Genomic DNA, 16065 nt, shown 5'->3' with positions numbered 1-16065 from the left:
ACGATCGCCAGGAGCGGCACGATCATCAGGTCCTCGAACAGGAGGATCGCGACCGACTTCTGTCCTTCCGCGCTCGAGATCTCGCCCCGGTCCTGCAGCATGGACATGATGACGGCGGTCGAGGACAGGACGAAGCCCGCCCCGGCGATGAAGGCGACCGGACCTGACAGCCCGAACACCACCGCGCCCGTCAGCCCCAGGCCCGCGATCGCGCTGGCGACCTGGGCAAGGGTAGATTAGTCGATACATATTATAGTTGATAAACTTGATCGTCGGAATCCGCGACCGCTTGCGCTATGGACATGCGCAAGCTGGTCGGCCGCAATCTCGCGCGCCTGCGTCAGGCTCAAAAGCTGACTCAGGAGGAGCTCGCCATGCGTTCGGGGTTCAGCCAGCAATATCTGTCCGACATGGAGCGCGGGCTCAAGAACCCGACGATCATCACACTGTACGAGATCGCGCTGGCTCTAAGCGTGAGCCATGTGGCGCTCGTCGAACCGGACGGCATGGCGGAGGAGACGGCGCCACAACCTAAGCAAAGGCGCGCCGCAGGCACGAGCCGGATCAAGTGACACGATACCGGAATATGCGGAGATCACGTTCGGACGGCGCCCCGATGGCCAGGCGACTTCCTCAGTTCGCGCGCGACGGACAGAAGCCGGGTCAGGGCAGGGTTGGGATTCGAGCGTGACCAGACGGAACGAAGCGGCAATCCCTGTCCTTTGAGAGGACGGCAGGTGACCGGTGCATGAGATGACACGGAAACGGTCGTCAGCGTCAGGCCCTGGCCAAGCGCGACCAGTTGCAGGAGGTTTGTCTCCCGGGCGAGCGGCTCAACGGAGAAGCAAACGGTAGGCACGTGGGCCAAGAGGTCTCGGAAAACGGGCAGAGCCGGGTCGCCCGCCATGAAAATGAAATGCCGCCCGGCCAGTTCATCAAGGCCGATCGCGTGCGACGCGGCCAGAACATCCCGCTCTGCCATGACGATAAGCACAGGCTCGTCCCACAGATCGAGTCCGGCCTCGCCCTTCACCGCGGGTGCCCCGGCTTCAATCACGACATCAAGTTCATGCCGGCGCGCTGCCTGATACTGCGACGCCGGATCCGCATCGACGAGTTCGACACGGACGTGCGGACAGACCTGCAGGAATCGGAGAAGCAGCTGCGTGAGGCGTGCTCCCGGCGTGATCGGGGGAGACCGATGCGAAGCACGCCATCCTGCGCGGTTCCGGCGCGCTCCACCGCCAGTGTGCCAGGATCTCCCGCGCGGGTCCCAGCAGACGACGGCCGGCGAAAGTCGGCCGCACGCCGGCATGGGACCGGGCAAAAAGGGTGGCCCCCATGGCATCCTCAATGTCACGAATACGCCGACTCAGCGTCGATTGCTGCACCCCGAGCCGGTCCGCTGCCCGTCGGAAGCTGCCCTCTTCCGCCGCAGCTAGAATGAACCGCCAATGTTTCAGCAGGAAGGGATCCAGGCGCTGCGCCAATGGCGGCAGTATCCCACTGCGCCTTCATGCACCGTCCTCGCGAGGCGTCGACAGGTGGAAGGCGGCGTAGATATAGCCGGTAGTACGCTCCAGCCGATCATCCATGCCTTGCTCGGCCATCAAGGCGAGGATGGAGGCGCGTTCGTGCTCGGTCGAGAACCAACGCTGGCGTTGCCGAAGGTGGGCGCTCTCGATGGTGACGAGACCGAACTCCGCCAGCATGGCCGCAATCTCCCCGTAGCCGAAGGGATGCATGGCGAAGCTCGCCACCCAGGGTCGGGTGGCGGCGGTCGCCTCATAGACCCGCTGGAATGTCTGTGCGGTCGCATAGCCAACGCACCCCGTGCTGATGATCAGATCCGCATCACGAAGGGCCTCACGATCCTCAAGGGAGAGTTGTTCAGTCTCCAGATTGGCAGCTATCGCCGTTCCTATCAGGCCGACGTCACGGGCGTAGCGCAACGCCTGCCCACTTGGATCCAGGCCCACGATCTCAAGGTCCTCCCGCAGCTTCTGGCGCGTGAAGAAGGCCTGGTGATCCTCAAGGCGTTGCGACGCCAGCGGCCCATCCGCCAGGGTATAGGCGGCGTAGAGATCGTCCAAGGTGAGCGGAGTGCGCAGCAGGGCCGCGTTGAGACCGTAGGACGCGCCGATATCCACGATCTTGAGAGGTCGATGCGGCCGCTGGCGGCGCAGGCGCGCGATGATGTTCTCGAACACCGGCCGGGTGCGGTCGCAGATCATATAGTCGAGAGCGAGATGAGCCTTGTAATAGGCGTGCGGCCAGGGCTGGTCATAGGTCGGCGAGAAGTCGTGCTTGGCCGCCCGCACCCCCGATTCAGATCCGCTCATCGACATCATCCGCCTTCGCATTCCCGCGTGTGATAGCGAGGAATTTTCGCGTTCGGCGCGGGCAATGGCAAACTACATTCAGGAATGTACGAGACATTTCATGAGCTTATGCTACGCGTCGTAAACCAGTATACCGGTTATCGAATCCGGAACGCTGTCGTTGACGATACATACTTTAAGATGTACCACTTGAACAATAGGAGGCCGCCATGACCGTGACTGTTGAGAGCCGACCCACGCCGAGGGAGCGGTTTTCCGCTATCCACCGCGCCCTGCGCGACCGCATCTGTCTTCTGATTTACCCGCCCGGCACGGCACTCAGCGAAGCCGAGCTCGCTCGCGAATTCGGTGTCAGCCGCACCCCCATGCGGCGGGTGATGCAGACGCTGGAGAATGAAGGGCTGATCGAGACCACACCCAATGTCGGCTCGATGGTAACGTCGGTGGAACTCAAATCCCTGCGCGATGCCTATGCGCTGCGCATGAAGCTTGCCGAACTGCTCGGCGACCTCAACCCAGCGTCCATGCTCGACGCCATTACCGCGACGCTCCGCGAGCTTCTGGCCGAATGCCAGCCGCTGAGCGGTCAGGTCGATGTGCGCGCCCTGGCCCAGATCAGCCACCGGCTTCAGGACGAGATCCTGCATCTTTCCGGCAATGCCGAATACCGGCAGGTTTCCGAGGTTCTCTACTACAAGACGATCCGCGCCTATCTCGAGATCCTGCCCGAACTCAATTGGTCGGCGGAGGTCACGGCACAAGCCGACGAGATCACCGAAATCCTGGCTTCGCTCGCCGCTGGCGATATCCGCGCGGTGGGCTTCATCCGGCGCAACCACATCGCCCGCACCCTCAACCGCATCACCAGCTTCATGCTGGGTGATCACGATTGAGGGTGCCCATGCTGATGAAGGTCACGAGCGCGCTGGCGCCATCAGGCAACGGGCCCCAGGCGGAAGCTCTGGTGCTGCGCTGCGTCGACAAGAGCTATGATGGCGTCACCAAGGTGGTGGACGCGCTTGATCTCGACGTTCACCCGGGCGAGTTCCTGACTATTCTCGGTCCCTCAGGCTCCGGCAAGACCAGCCTACTGATGATGCTCGCCGGCTTCGAGCCGCCGAGCGCCGGGACAATCGAGATCGGCGGGCGCGACGTGTCCAGGCTGCCGCCCTATAAGCGTAATATCGGCATGGTGTTCCAGCATTATGCGCTGTTCCCGCACCTGACCGTCGGCGAGAACCTGGCCTATCCACTCCAGGCGCGCGGCTGGCGCAAATCCGAGATCACTGAGCGTGTCGCGTGGGCGCTGCAGCTCATCCGCCTGGATGGCATGCGGGATCGGCGCCCGGCGCAACTGTCCGGCGGGCAGCAGCAGCGCATCGCCGTGGCTCGGGCGCTGATCTACAAGCCGCAGCTCGTGTTGATGGACGAGCCGCTCGGCGCGCTCGACAAGCAGCTGCGCGAGCAGATGCAGGACGAGATTGTCAGACTCCATCGCGAGCTACGACCGACCATCGTCTATGTCACCCACGACCAGAGCGAAGCCTTGTCGCTTTCCGACCGCGTCGCGGTGTTCGAAGCGGGGCGGATTGCCCAGATCGGAACGCCCTCTGAGCTCTATGAGGCGCCGCGCACCGCCTTCGTGGCCGGCTTCATCGGCGAGAACAACCGTATCACCGGCATGGTGATCGCCGCCAATACCGAATTCTGCCATGTCCGCTGCGCCGATGGCGCAGTCCTTGAAGCGCGAAACATCGCAGACGCGCGCATCGGCGATCGGGTGAGCCTTGCGGTCCGGCCGGAGCGGCTGCGGCCGGCACAGGTCGGGGATGGATCCTCGGTCGAGGTGGAGGTCGCCGACATCACCTATCTCGGCGAGGTTTCCCGTGTGCGCTGCCGGATGCGCGACGGCACCGAGATCATCTGGAAACTGCCCAATTGCGGCCAGAGCGCGCGCCCTGAGCGCGGCGCGACCATCGCTCTCGGCTTCTGCCGAGAGGATGCACGGGCCTTCGCCGCCTGAGCGCACCCTTCCCATCTTAAGGAGGTTCACCATGGTTATCGCGTGCCCGAAAGTGTCGTCCGCAGCCGTTCTCTGCCTTCTGATCGCTTCTGGCCCCGCGAGCGCGGCGGACGCTCTGACCATCGCCTCCTTCGGCGGCCAATACACGGCAAGCCAGAGCAAGTCGCAGTATGATCCGTTCACCGCCAGCACCGGCGTGACAATCAAGTCGGTCGACTACAATGGGGGACTTGCCGAGCTCACCGCCCAGGTCCGTTCGGGCACGGTGAACTGGGACATCGTTGATGTCGAGTTGCAGGATCTTGATCGTGGCTGCGCCGACGGTCTGTTCGAGAAGATCGATCCGGCGCAACTGCCGGCAGGCTCCGATGGGGTTCCGGCCATCAAGGACTTTGTTACCGGGTCACTTCATGAGTGCGGTGTCGGCACCGTCATCTGGTCCAATGTGCTGGCCTTCAGCGATCCGGCCTTTCCCGATGCCAAGCCGAGCCGGATCGAGGACTTCTTCGATCTGGAGAGATTTCCGGGCCGCCGTGGACTGCCCAAGCGTCCTCACGCCATACTTGAATGGGCGTTGATGGCCGATGGCGTGACCCCCTCTGAGGTCTATCGGGTGTTGGCAAAGCCGGAAGGTCTCGACCGTGCCTTTGCCAAGCTCGACACGGTGAAGGATCACGCCGTCTTCTGGGAGACCGGAGCGCAGATGATCCAACTTCTCGCCGATGGCGAGGTGGCGCTTTCTGCCGCTTATAATGGGCGCGTCCAATCGGCTATCTCGGAGGATGCCAAGCCGCTGAAGATCATCTGGGAGCGGCAGATCTGGAATGCGGACTACTACGCGGTCGTCGCCGGTACCGGAGCCAAGGAGCGGGCACTCGATTTCGTACGCTTTGCCACGGGCACCGCGCCTCTCGCCGCGCAAACCCAATACATCGCTTATGGCCCTGTGCGTCGATCCTCCCAGCCGCTGATCGCGCCGGCGATCGCCGCCACGCTTCCAACGGCACCGGCCAATTTCAACAACGCCCTGGCCTTCGACGCCGCCTGGTGGACCGCTCATGGCGACGCGATCAATGAACGTTATGCGGCGTGGCTGGTCCAATGAACGCGGCCTCGCCCTCCCGCGCCGGCTTGGCGCTCGTGCTTCCTCTGGTCGCCTTTATCGCTATCGCCTTCCTGGCGCCCATCGCGACAATGCTCCTGCGCAGCGTCCATGACCCGGAAATCGCCGAGCTCATGCCGCGTACGCGCCAGGCCCTCATTCGATGGGACGGGACTGGCGTTCCGCAAATGGCCACTAAAGCCGTCACCGCGGATCTACGGGAGGCGAGCGCGACCAACCGGATCGGTCGGCTCGCCCAACGCCTCAACCGCGAGCGGAATGGGCTTCGCGCGCTGATCGACGTCACCGTGCGACATCTGGAGCGGGAGCCTGACACGGAGCTTACGCGGATCGATCGAGGCTGGAGCGATCCCGATCTCTGGCGGATTCTGGCGCGCGTGACCTCGCCCTGGACGGGGCGACATCTGCTCAACGCACTTGATGTGACCGTGACGGCCGATGGTGCGCTGGTTCGGCAGGAGGAGGCGCGGCGGCTTTATGTCGATCTCTTCCTGCGGACCGCCTGGGTCGCCGCCTTGGTGACCCTCATCTGTGCGCTGCTCGGCTATCCCTATGCCTATGCCATGGCAGCGTCCGGCCCCTCATTGCGTACGCTGCTGCTCTTCCTGGTGCTGCTGCCGTTCTGGACCTCATTGCTGGTGCGCGCCACGGCCTGGATCGTGCTGCTGCAGCGGCGCGGTGTCATCAATGAAGGTCTGGTCGCGATGGGGCTGGTCAGCGAGACCGGCCGTCTGGACCTGATCTACAACATGACGGGCACCATCATCGTCATGGTTCACGTGCTGTTGCCCTTCTTCGTGCTTCCGCTCTATTCGGTGATGGCGGGACTGCCGACGTCCTATGTGCGCGCCTCTGCAAGCCTGGGAGCGCATCCACTGCGAACCTTCGCACGCGTCTATCTTCCGCTGACCTATCCCGGCGTTGCAGCCGGCGGTCTGCTCGTCTTCATCCTGTCGCTTGGCTACTACGTCACCCCGGCCCTGGTGGGAGGACGAACCGGCCAACTCATCAGCAATCAGATCGCTTTTCACATGCAGAGGAGCCTGAACTGGGGCTTGGCTGCCGCTCTTGGGACGTTGCTCCTGCTCGCGGTTCTGCTCCTCGCTTTGACGCTGCCGCGCCTCGCCGAACGCGGAGGGCTGCGCGCATGAACCGGCTCGCCCGTTTCGGGTTCTATCTTCTCTGCGGCCTGATCGCGGCCTTCCTTGTGCTGCCACTCCTCGTGATCGTGCCGCTATCCTTCAATCCGGAACCGTATTTCTCCTTCACGCCGGCCATGCTCCAGCTTGATCCGTCTGGCTGGTCAGTGCGCTGGTATCGGGAAATTGCGGAAAGCGCGCAGTGGCGGCTGGCGCTGCGCAACAGCCTGAGCATCGCGGCCGTCGTCACGCCGCTGGCAACCCTTCTTGGCACGATGGCGGCGCTTGGATTGCGGCGGCTACCGACAAGACCGCGCAAGATGTTTGCGGTCATCATCGCGTCGCCGCTGGTGGTACCGGTCATCCTGTTCGCCACGGGGATCTATTTCTTCCTGGCGCCGCTGGGGCTTACCCAATCCTTCGCCGGCATCATTCTCGCCCATACCGCATTGGCTGCGCCCTATGTGGTTGTGACGGTGGGCAGCACGCTCACCAACTTTGACGAGCGCCTGCTCCGCGCCGCATCCATTCTGGGCTCGTCGCCCTTGGCCGCCTTCTTCAAGGTGACCTTGCCGCTGATCGCGCCCGGTATCGCCTCAGGTGCTCTATTCGCCTTTGTCACGTCCTTCGATGAGGCCGTCATCGCGCTATTCCTGGCCGGCTATGACCAGCGCACTATTCCGTTGCAGATGTGGTCGGGTGTGCGGGATCAGTTGAGTCCCGCCGTGCTCGCCGCAGCGACGCTCATGGTGCTTCTCGTCACCATCGTCATGCTCGCAGCGATGCTGATCGCTCGCTCGGCGCGATCGGCAGGAGCACGCCGATGAGCCGTCCGGACTGGCTCGACGCCGACTTCCTGGCCGACGTCGCTACGCGGCTTGCCGGGCGTGACTGGCCTGCAGCGACGTTGGCGCCGCTGGTACACGGGGCGGGGCATGGCCTCGTCAGTGGCCTGGGTGATCTGCTGGCAGGCTTGCGGGGGCTCGCCGATGAGGATCTCGCCGACATCGGACCGGCAATCCCCCCTTTCCAGGAAACAGGCCAATGAGCGACCTCACGCGTCTGTCCTTGCGCAAGCTCCGGCGGCTGATGGTCTCCGGGGAGGTCCGGCCGGAAGAGGTGACCGCGGCGTTTCTGGCGCGAGCCGAAGCCCGCAATGATCGCGATCTCAGCTATGTCTCGATCGGCGCGGAAGGCGCACACTCGCGTGCTTGTCTGGTGGAGCAGGCCGGCGCATCGGGGCGCCTCGCCGGGATCCCCTTCTCCTGCAAGGACGTGTTCGACACGGTGTCGCTGCCGACCACGGCCGGATCGCGCGCCATGCATGATTACCGGCCCATCAGAGACGCGCAGGCGCTGGAGCGGCTCAAGGCCGCTGGTGCCATCCTTTTGGGAAAGAACAATCTGCACGAGTTCTGCTATGGCATCACCGGCGCCAACCCGACCTTTGGCACGCCGGCTAACCCGCATGACCGACGCCGCCTGGCGGGCGGATCCTCCAGCGGCTCCGCCGTTGCGGTCGCCAATCGGACGGCCATGTTTGCCATCGGCACCGATACGGGCGGCTCGGTGCGCGTTCCCGGCAGCCTGTGCGGCCTTGTCGGCTTCAAGCCGACGCGCGGGCAGATCAGCCTGAAGGGCGTGGTGCCGTTCTGCTGGTCGCTGGATCATGCCGGGATTCTTACGCGAAGCTGCGGCGACGCGGCCGAGGTGTTCCTCGCCATTCGCGAGGCGGATGAGGCCGTCTTGGCAGCGAATGCCGATCATTCCGAGCGTGGCAACTCGCTGCACGGCCTGCGGATCGGCGTACCCAGGGGAGGCTATCTTGAGAATGTGGCGTCCGACATTGCCCTGCGCGTGCATCAGCTGATTGCGGAATGCCGCCGGCTCGGGGCCCAGATCGTCGATGTGGTGATGCCGGACGCCACCCATGTGCGCACGGCCTCGCTGGCCGTCCAGCTCGTCGAAGCTTTTGCCTGGCACCGGACAAATCTCCAGCGCCGGTTCGATCTCTATGGCGAGGATGTGCGTGAGGGGCTGCTTCAGGGCCAGTTCATCCTGGCCGAGCATTATGTGCAGGCGCTCCGGCTGATCGCCGCGAAGCAGGCCGAGGTCAGCGAGCGGCTCAAGGATATCGATGTGCTGATGACGCCGACGACGCCGATCGTCGCGCCAGCGCTGGACCAGAAGCAGGTGTCACTAGCGGGCGTTGCGGTGCCTGTCGGCAATGCGCTGTCGCACTTCACCTGCCTGTTCAACCTGACCGGTCATCCGGCGCTGACCGTTCCCATCGGTCGGGACGGTGACGGCCTGCCGATCGGGTTGCAACTGATCGGTGCGCATCATCGGGATATGAAACTCCTGGCGACCGGCGCTGCGCTGGAGCGGGTGGGTCTGGCCGGCTGGATCGAGCCGAAGGATGAGATGGATGACGGTCCCGGCATGCAGCCTCCGCTGTCAGAACGGCGGGAGCTCTATGCGCATTAGGGATACGGCCGCTACGGATACTGTCCAACTCCGAGTGGCGCCGCCTGTGGAGATAGTTTTTCCCAATCTGGGAAAGCATCTTGTTCCCAATCTGGGAATTCGCTATAAGCTCCTATGCAGATCATCGCTCGCCGGACTCTCAAGCTCTTTTGGGAGCGCTATCCGCAAGCTGAGACGCCACTCGTGCTCTGGTATGCTCGCGTGGCGAAGGCCGCGTGGACCGGCCCTCAGGACGTGAAAGCGACCTTCGGGACTACCGTGGATTTCATAGGGGACAACCGCCTGATCTTCGATGTCGGTGGCAACAAGTTCCGCCTCATCGTCCACGTTGCCTATCCATTCCGTCGGGTGTTGATCAAGTTCGTGGGCACTCACGCTGAATATGACGCCATAGATCCGGAGACCGTTTGATGGACATTCGACCGATCAAGACCGACGCGGACTATGAGTGGGCGCTGGCCGAGGTGACTCGCTATTTCGAGCAACAGCCTGAACCGGGCTCGACGGAAGGGGACCGCTTCGACGTGCTCTCGGACCTTATCGCGGCGTATGAGGAGCGGCACTTTCCACTGCCAGATGCCGATCCTGTCGAAGCGCTGCGTGCTTTCCTTGAAGCGACCGGGCGAACGCAGCAGGATCTTGCGGTGTTGCTCGGCTCCGCACCGCGCGCATCGGAAGTCCTGCGCCGCAAGCGAGCCCTGACTGTCGATATGATCGGCAAGTTGAGCAAGGAGTGGGGTATTCCGGCGGATGTCCTGGTGCGGCCTTACAGGCTGGCGGCGTAAAACGTCTCCAAGGAAGGTTTCATCGCGCCGCGGGATGGTGATGGTACGATCAAGCTCATTGCGAAGGCGGACGATCAGTGGGGATATTGAGATCCATAGTAGCCGCCTTTCCGGGCATGACGTGATCGAGGTGATGTCCTTCCCGATCACACGCGTTAGTCCTGCATCAAGGACGTCGCGAGCGCGCGCATGACCAGATCCGGCAGCGCCGCCTCAAGAACCCTGAAATGATCATTCAGAGCGATCACAGCCGCCCCCATTTTTCCGTCGGCCAGCGCGGAGGCGAGGGCGGTGAGTGAGGCATGCAGCGGCACGGTCAGATCGGATGATCGATAGGCACAGCGGCGAACATGATGGGTCCGCTCGCACAGATCGATCACGTTGCGCTCGATCACATCGCTGCCCGTATATCGGCTCATGGCGATGAACAAGGCTTCGGTTCGGCGGGCCAGCGCAACGGCCGTCCTTGGATCGCACGGCGTCAAGGGGGGAGGTCCCAGGTCGGGCAAAGGGCGCAATGAAGCTTGAAATGCCCCCACTTCGAGGCTGTGTCGGAGGAGGAGTTGCAGGAGGTCGTGGATTTCCTGCATCTCGCGCAGGCGAAGTTCGCGAGCGAAGAAACCTCGCGCGGGAACAGCAGCGATATGACCTTCGGCATGCAGGCGGATCAGCGCCTCACGCACGGGCGTATTACTGACCTTCAGCTGATCCGACAGTTCGACGACGGCCAGATGCTGCCCAGGACGGAACCTGTAGAGCAGCGCCCGTGTCTTCAGGGCGCGGTAGACCTGATGCCGCCGGTCCCCGCCGAGACATCCTGATGGCCGCGATCCCGGGTGAAAGCGGTCCCCGTCACGTTTCATCCTCGCGTCTACGGCCCCTTCCTCAAAGAACTTTCAGGTTGCGGGGATAGGGCGTGAGATAGTCGAAACCGTCCTCGGTCACGACGATGGAGTCGCCGATGCGTCCGCCGCCCTTGCCGGGCACGGTAATGCCGCCATCGACGGCAAAGGTCATGCCGGCCCGTAGCTCGCGTGTTTCGCCGCGCTTGAGTTCCGGCGCCTCCAGCAGCGACATGCCGACCGAGCGGCCGGTGCGATAGCCGGGTGAAAAGCCGGCTGCCGCATAGGCCTCTTCCGCTGCGGCATTGACTGCCTCGCAGCGTATGCCTGGGCGGATCGTGGCCAGCGCCGCGCGCTGGGCGGCCAGAGCGGCTTCCTGGATGGACGCCTGCTCATCGGTCACAGCTCCTACATAAAACTGGCGATCAAAGCCGAGCTTGTAGTTGCGGAAACTCACCATGCCGCAGAAGCACAGATAGACAGGATCGCCGGATTCCAGCCGGCGCACGCCGGCGCGCCTATGGACCATGCAGGTGTCCGTGCCTGACTGCAGGATCTGCAGATTGTGGATCAGTGGCGAGACATAACGGTCCTGCGGATCGCGCAGCAGGGAAGCGGCCCGGCGCGTGCCGGCCTGCATGGCGGCGAGCGCGATCTCATATTCGGGCACACCGGGACCGATGGCATCTGCGGCCGCATCCATCATGGCGATCGCGACCGTGCCGGCCTGGCGCATGATGGCGACCTCGTCCAGAGACTTGATCATGCGCTGCTCGGCGATCAGCGGAGCAATATCCGTCAGGATGCGCGCGGGAAGTTGCTCCCTGATCTCGGCGGCGATCACATTCGGCAGCCGGGCCGTTTCGATCCCGATCGGCGTGGCCGTTGCGGGGTTGCCCAACAGGCCAATGAGCAGGTCCCGCCATTCCCGGCCGCCGTCGGTCCAGGGTCGGATGTCCCCGACCCAGCTCATGGCGGCGCACATTTCCGATTCCATCAGCGGAGTGAGGATCACCGGAGCCTGACCGGGACGCACGATCATCACCGTCGGCCGCCCGAATTCCATGCCGAGATAATTCCAATAGCTCCCGTAATAGGCGATCGAGTCCGGATCACTGAGAAGGGCCAGTCCGATGCCGGCGCTCTCGAGAGACCGCGCGAGAAGATGCGTGCGCATCTCAAAGGGGCTTGTCATTTGCCAACCTGTATGCAGCTATGGTGTGCCTCACGATAGAGAGACGCGAATTACGTTGTCAATAAAGGAATTATGACTGTGCTGTCCGGGAGTTCTTCCATATCTGCATACATCAAGGAGGCAGGGCGTGCGTGAGATCAAGAGCGATGCTGGTCGCCATCACCGGGCAAAGATCGGTTTCGTGCTGTTGGCGATGGAGCAGACGATCGAAGACGACATGTTCACGCTCCGCCCCAAGGGCGTAGGCATTCACTTCACCCGCGCGCGCATGGCGAACCGCGTCAGCGTCGACACGCTGGCGGCCATGGCGTCAGGCATTGCCGATGCCGCTAGCCTCCTACTGCCCGACGAGCCGCTTGATGTCGTCTGCTATGCCTGCACCTCGGGCAGCGTCGTCATCGGCGAGGAACGGGTCCTTGCGGAGCTGAACCGCGGCAAGCCAACGGCCCGGGCGACCTCGCTGATCACCTCGGTGATGCGGGCGCTGGAGGCGTTGAAGGTGCAGCGCATCGCCATCGCCACCCCCTATCTCTCTGAGGTCGATGCCATTGAGCGCAGCTACATGACGGCGCGCGGCTTCGATATCGTTCACATGCAGGGATTGGGCATCGAGAAGGACGCCGATATGGTGAGGGTCACGCCGGAAGCCATTCTGGATTTTGCCCTCAGCGTCGATCGTCCCGAAGCAGAGGCGCTGTTCATCAGCTGTGGCGCCCTGCGCTCCCTCGACGTGATCGAGGAGCTCGAGCGCAGGCTCGGAAAACCGGTCGTGACCAGCAATCAGGCGATGATGTGGGACTGCCTGCGTCTTGCCGGGATCGCGGACCAGCGGGATGATTATGGCATTCTGCTTCGGGAGCATTGAGTGAACGAGAGCGCGACGAACGAGACCTCAAGGACGCGGGCACCGCGCGGTCAGGTCACGGACATCTACCGGGCCTTGCGCGACCGGATCTGTCTGCTGCGCTATCCCCCGGGGATGCTGCTCGGCGAGCACGAACTCGCCGAAGAGTTCACGGTCAGTCGCACGCCGGTGCGCCAGGCGCTGCAGCGGCTGGAATATGACGGGCTCACCGAGACCCGCAATGGCGTCGGAACCATGGTGACGGGCGTCGATCCGAACGCCTTCCGCGATATCTACGCGTTCCGGCTGCGCCTGAGCGAAATGATGGGCGAGTTCCCTGCGGAAGAAGAGGTGCCGCGGGCCCTCTCCACGATCCTGGCGCTTCAGGACCGACTGGAGGTCCTGAAAGGCCAACGGGACATGGAAGCGTTCTGGCAGCTCAATCATGAGCTCCATCATGCCACCAACCGGCTCATCGCCAATCTCGCTTTGCGCGAGACCCATGAGCGCTATTACTTCCAGGCCTCGCGCATCTGGTACAGCGTGATCGAAGCCTTCTTCGAGGAGCAGCTCGCCGATCTGGCCAGCGAGCTCAACGAGATCGCGGGCGCATTACGAGCCGGCGACATCAGGGCGGTCGGCTATATCCAGCGCAACCACATCGCCTTTGGCCTGCATCGCGTCGCCAGCGCACACATGGCGGATTGATTCCGTCGGTCTGGCCGAACGCGGGACACGTCGTATCCAGCCCTCTGCGCTTACATATTATAGTTGATAAACTTGACGTGACAGAATTGCGATCGGTTTGCGCATGGATATGCGCAAGCTGGTCGGACGAAATTTCGCCCGCCTGCGTCAGGCCAAGGACCTGACGCAGGAACAGGTTGCCGAGCGCTCGGGTCTGAGCCAGCAATATCTGAGTGGCCTTGAGCGGGGCCGGCGCAATCCGACGATCATCACACTCTATGAGCTTGCCCGCGCTCTGGATGTCAGCCATGTCGCGCTCGTTCTGCCCCCTGATGAGAAGTGAGGGGCCGTCCAGCTGACCCCGGCCGGTGAGGCCGGGGGCCTGACCCGGGCGTGGTCTTAGTCACTGCTGCGCCCGTTGGGGCGCGACCCGTGAAGTTCGGATTGGCCTGCTGCCGGTTCCGTGGACACCGAGATAAGGTGTTCAACGGGACTGGAGAGCGGGAATGCAACGACGGAGGTTCAGCCGCGAGTTCAAGCTTTAGGCTGTAAGATTGGTGAAGGATCGGGGCGTTGCCGTTGCGCAGGCTGCCCGCGACCTGGATGTCCACGAGAACGTGCTGCGTAAATGGGCTCGCGAGGTGAAGACGGATCCTCAGCATGCCTTTCCCGGGCAGGGTCAGATGAAGCCCGAGCAGCTCGAGATTGACCGGCTGTGCAGGGAAGTGGCCAAGCTGAAGGTGGAGCCGAGGTGGATGTTCGGGGCGCCTGACCTCAGGAAACAACAGAATCGACATGCTCTCTTGACTTGTATGGTAGTATGCAAGAAGGTCTTCGAAGGTAGGAAACAACGAGATGCAACTTGCCAGACCAGACACCGCATCATTGCAAACGATGCGTGTGAGCGTCGTGGATCAGCTGTATGCGACCCTGCGCGGTGCAATTATCGACAACGACCTCAGCCCCGGCGCTCGCATCTCCGAGACCGAAATTGCGCAGCATTACGGCGTAAGCCGTCAGCCTGTACGGGAAGCTTTCATCAAGCTCGCCAATGAAGGGCTGCTCGAAATCCGCCCGCAGCGCGGCACCTTCGTCGCGAAAATTTCCCGGCTTGCCGTCATGGACGCTCGGTTCGTGCGCGAAGCTGTGGAAGCCGACATTGTCAAGCTGCTGGCGCAGGCGCCCGAGCCGACGCTGATCGCTGATCTGCGCAACCACCTCGTCCGTCAGCGCGACATTATCGGCGGCTCGGCTCGTGACTTCATGGAAGCCGACGAGGCTTTTCATCACACGCTTGCAGCCGGGGCCGGCAAGGAAAACGCCTGGCGGGTGATCGTCGAGATGAAGGCGCAAATGGACCGTGTGCGCTTCCTCTCCAGCATGCATTTCTCCGTCGCGCGCCTTGTCGATCAGCATACGCAACTGGTCGACGCCATTGCAGAGGGCGACGCAGGCGGCGCCGAACAGGCAATCCGCTTTCACCTGAAGGGGATTCAGCAGGACCTGCCGGTCATCGAGCAGGAACACCCCGAATATTTCCGCTAGTCCCGGCCCCCCGCCGGAAATCAAAAACGAGGAGGAAACGATGAAGATGAAGACAATTACTCGACTCGCCGCCGCCTGTGCCACCCTCGCACTGCTCGGCGGAGCCGCCATGGCGGACGTCACCCTCAAGCTTGGCCACCTCGCCAATGAGGACAACATTTGGCACAAGGCGGCCCTGAAGTTCGGCGAAGAGGTTCAGGCCCTCTCCGATGGCCGCGTGAAAGTACAGGTCTATCCCAACGAGTCGCTCGGCAAGGAGATGGACCTCATCAACGGCATGCAACTCGGCACCGCCGACATGACGATCACGGGCGAGAGCCTGCAGAACTGGGCGCCCAAGGCGGCGCTGCTGGCGCTGCCCTATGGCTATCGCTCGCTGGAGCACATGGACAAGGTCGCTTCCGGCGAGATCGGCAAGCAGATCGAGGCCGAGATCATCGAGAAGGCGAGCGTGCGCCCGCTCACCTATTTCGCGCGCGGTCCGCGCAATCTTTCCGCCAACAAGGAAATCAAGACGCCGGACGAGCTCAAGGGCTTCAAGCTGCGTGTCCCGAATGTGCCGATCTTCGTCGCGGCGTGGCAGGCCATGGGCGCCAACCCGACCCCGATGGCGTTCTCGGAAGTGTTTACCTCGCTGCAGAACGGGACGATCAACGGCCAGGAGAACCCCCTCGCCCTGTTCAAGTCGGGCGGCTTCTACGAGGTGCAGAAGGTCATCAACAAGACCGAGCATGTCCGGTCCTGGATCTACCTCGTCATCTCCGAGAGGACCTGGAACAAGCTGTCGGACCAGGACAAGGCGGCGGTCACGGAAGCCGCCAAGCGTACGCAGGTCCATGAGCGCGCGCTGTTTCTCGCCGACGAGGCGGCGCTGGTCAAGGATCTGGAAGGTCGCGGCGTGAAATTTGTCGATGTCGACAAGGAAGCGTTTGCCGCCAAGGCTCGCGATGCCGTGATCAAGGCGGTACCCGCCTCCATTCGCCCGCTTGCCGAGCAGATCTTCAACAGCAACTGACACGCCCGTTCCGGCCGGCTCCACCGGTGAGCCGGCCG

At 63.1% G+C, this 16065-nt stretch carries 19 protein-coding genes and 3 pseudogenes; 16 read left to right on the top strand and 6 right to left on the bottom strand.

Translation table 11 applies throughout. The annotated features are described in order from the left end of the window. Nucleotides 1-230 (bottom strand): annotated as a pseudogene (locus KHC24_RS23395) (cation:proton antiporter domain-containing protein); the annotation flags it as partial. A 66-nt stretch (nt 231-296) separates the two neighbouring features. Between KHC24_RS23395 and KHC24_RS23390 the strand changes: the two are divergent. Next, nucleotides 297-572, top strand: coding sequence for a helix-turn-helix domain-containing protein (locus KHC24_RS23390; protein WP_213366527.1), 276 nt, complete (start codon nt 297-299; stop codon nt 570-572). Nucleotides 573-595: 23 nt separating this feature from the next. On the opposite strand, the gene KHC24_RS25305 is transcribed toward KHC24_RS23390, so the two are convergent. The 3 genes and pseudogenes from KHC24_RS25305 to KHC24_RS23375 all read right to left on the bottom strand — a co-directional run bounded on the left by KHC24_RS25305 (nt 596) and on the right by KHC24_RS23375 (nt 2351). Next, nucleotides 596-1315, bottom strand: coding sequence for a LysR substrate-binding domain-containing protein (locus KHC24_RS25305; protein ID WP_246547605.1), 720 nt, complete (start codon nt 1313-1315; stop codon nt 596-598). Beyond that, a pseudogene (locus KHC24_RS25690) lies at nt 1296-1490 on the bottom strand (helix-turn-helix domain-containing protein); the annotation flags it as partial. The gene KHC24_RS25305 and the pseudogene KHC24_RS25690, both read right to left, overlap by 20 nt. 24 nt (nt 1491-1514) lie before the next feature. Continuing rightward, nucleotides 1515-2351, bottom strand: coding sequence for a hypothetical protein (locus KHC24_RS23375; RefSeq protein WP_246547568.1), 837 nt, complete (start codon nt 2349-2351; stop codon nt 1515-1517). A gap of 200 nt (nt 2352-2551) precedes the next feature. Here KHC24_RS23375 and KHC24_RS23370 point away from each other — a divergent pair, with 200 nt between their 5' ends. From KHC24_RS23370 to KHC24_RS23330, 9 genes are all read left to right on the top strand, one after another. Next, entirely contained in the window at nt 2552-3235 is a 684-nt protein-coding gene (locus tag KHC24_RS23370; protein WP_246547565.1) for a GntR family transcriptional regulator, read from the top strand. Between the two features lie 8 nt (nt 3236-3243). Beyond that, the gene (locus KHC24_RS23365; RefSeq protein ID WP_213366523.1) at nt 3244-4365 is read left to right on the top strand and encodes an ABC transporter ATP-binding protein; all 1122 of its coding nucleotides are present in this window, start codon (nt 3244-3246) and stop codon (nt 4363-4365) included. A gap of 31 nt (nt 4366-4396) precedes the next feature. Continuing rightward, nucleotides 4397-5470: an ABC transporter substrate-binding protein gene (locus tag KHC24_RS23360; RefSeq protein ID WP_213366521.1), complete on the top strand. Its 1074-nt coding sequence runs from the start codon at nt 4397-4399 to the stop codon at nt 5468-5470. Further along, nucleotides 5467-6639, top strand: coding sequence for an ABC transporter permease (locus tag KHC24_RS23355; protein WP_213366519.1), 1173 nt, complete (start codon nt 5467-5469; stop codon nt 6637-6639). The genes KHC24_RS23360 and KHC24_RS23355 overlap by 4 nt, the downstream gene beginning before the upstream one ends. Continuing rightward, entirely contained in the window at nt 6636-7454 is an 819-nt protein-coding gene (locus tag KHC24_RS23350) for an ABC transporter permease (protein ID WP_213366517.1), read from the top strand. The genes KHC24_RS23355 and KHC24_RS23350 overlap by 4 nt, the downstream gene beginning before the upstream one ends. Then, entirely contained in the window at nt 7451-7675 is a 225-nt protein-coding gene (locus KHC24_RS23345; RefSeq protein ID WP_213366515.1) for a hypothetical protein, read from the top strand. The genes KHC24_RS23350 and KHC24_RS23345 overlap by 4 nt, the downstream gene beginning before the upstream one ends. Next, nucleotides 7672-9114, top strand: a complete 1443-nt coding sequence (locus KHC24_RS23340) for an amidase (protein WP_213366513.1) — start codon at nt 7672-7674, stop codon at nt 9112-9114. The genes KHC24_RS23345 and KHC24_RS23340 overlap by 4 nt, the downstream gene beginning before the upstream one ends. A 114-nt stretch (nt 9115-9228) precedes the next feature. Then, on the top strand, nt 9229-9525 hold the full coding sequence (locus tag KHC24_RS23335) for a type II toxin-antitoxin system HigB family toxin (RefSeq protein ID WP_213366510.1): 297 nt from the start codon (nt 9229-9231) through the stop codon (nt 9523-9525). Continuing rightward, on the top strand, nt 9522-9899 hold the full coding sequence (locus KHC24_RS23330; RefSeq protein WP_213366507.1) for a helix-turn-helix domain-containing protein: 378 nt from the start codon (nt 9522-9524) through the stop codon (nt 9897-9899). The genes KHC24_RS23335 and KHC24_RS23330 overlap by 4 nt, the downstream gene beginning before the upstream one ends. A gap of 155 nt (nt 9900-10054) precedes the next feature. Here the strand turns inward: KHC24_RS23330 and KHC24_RS23325 are convergent, their stop codons facing one another. Next, the gene (locus KHC24_RS23325; protein ID WP_213366504.1) at nt 10055-10762 is read right to left on the bottom strand and encodes a GntR family transcriptional regulator; all 708 of its coding nucleotides are present in this window, start codon (nt 10760-10762) and stop codon (nt 10055-10057) included. Nucleotides 10763-10784: 22 nt separating this feature from the next. Continuing rightward, the gene (locus KHC24_RS23320) at nt 10785-11936 is read right to left on the bottom strand and encodes a M24 family metallopeptidase (RefSeq protein WP_213366501.1); all 1152 of its coding nucleotides are present in this window, start codon (nt 11934-11936) and stop codon (nt 10785-10787) included. Between the two features lie 127 nt (nt 11937-12063). Here KHC24_RS23320 and KHC24_RS23315 point away from each other — a divergent pair, with 127 nt between their 5' ends. The 6 genes and pseudogenes from KHC24_RS23315 (at nt 12064) to KHC24_RS23290 (ending at nt 16027) form a co-directional block, all read left to right on the top strand. After that, a complete protein-coding gene (locus KHC24_RS23315; protein WP_213366498.1) occupies nt 12064-12801 on the top strand; it encodes a maleate cis-trans isomerase family protein in 738 nt (245 codons plus the stop codon). Continuing rightward, nucleotides 12802-13488: a GntR family transcriptional regulator gene (locus KHC24_RS23310; protein ID WP_213366495.1), complete on the top strand. Its 687-nt coding sequence runs from the start codon at nt 12802-12804 to the stop codon at nt 13486-13488. A gap of 103 nt (nt 13489-13591) precedes the next feature. Beyond that, entirely contained in the window at nt 13592-13810 is a 219-nt protein-coding gene (locus KHC24_RS23305; protein WP_213366491.1) for a helix-turn-helix domain-containing protein, read from the top strand. Between the two features lie 211 nt (nt 13811-14021). Further along, a pseudogene (locus tag KHC24_RS23300) lies at nt 14022-14213 on the top strand (transposase); the annotation flags it as partial. A 109-nt stretch (nt 14214-14322) separates the two neighbouring features. Then, nucleotides 14323-15012: a GntR family transcriptional regulator gene (locus tag KHC24_RS23295; protein WP_213366489.1), complete on the top strand. Its 690-nt coding sequence runs from the start codon at nt 14323-14325 to the stop codon at nt 15010-15012. A 40-nt stretch (nt 15013-15052) separates the two neighbouring features. Continuing rightward, the gene (locus tag KHC24_RS23290; RefSeq protein WP_213366486.1) at nt 15053-16027 is read left to right on the top strand and encodes a TRAP transporter substrate-binding protein; all 975 of its coding nucleotides are present in this window, start codon (nt 15053-15055) and stop codon (nt 16025-16027) included. Nucleotides 16028-16065: the final 38 nt, after the last annotated feature.

It is taken from the genome of Ancylobacter defluvii (assembly GCF_018390605.1).
In the GTDB taxonomy this organism is placed as follows: Bacteria; Pseudomonadota; Alphaproteobacteria; order Rhizobiales; family Xanthobacteraceae; genus Ancylobacter; species Ancylobacter defluvii.
This window is presented reverse-complemented; position numbering and strand designations above follow the sequence as displayed.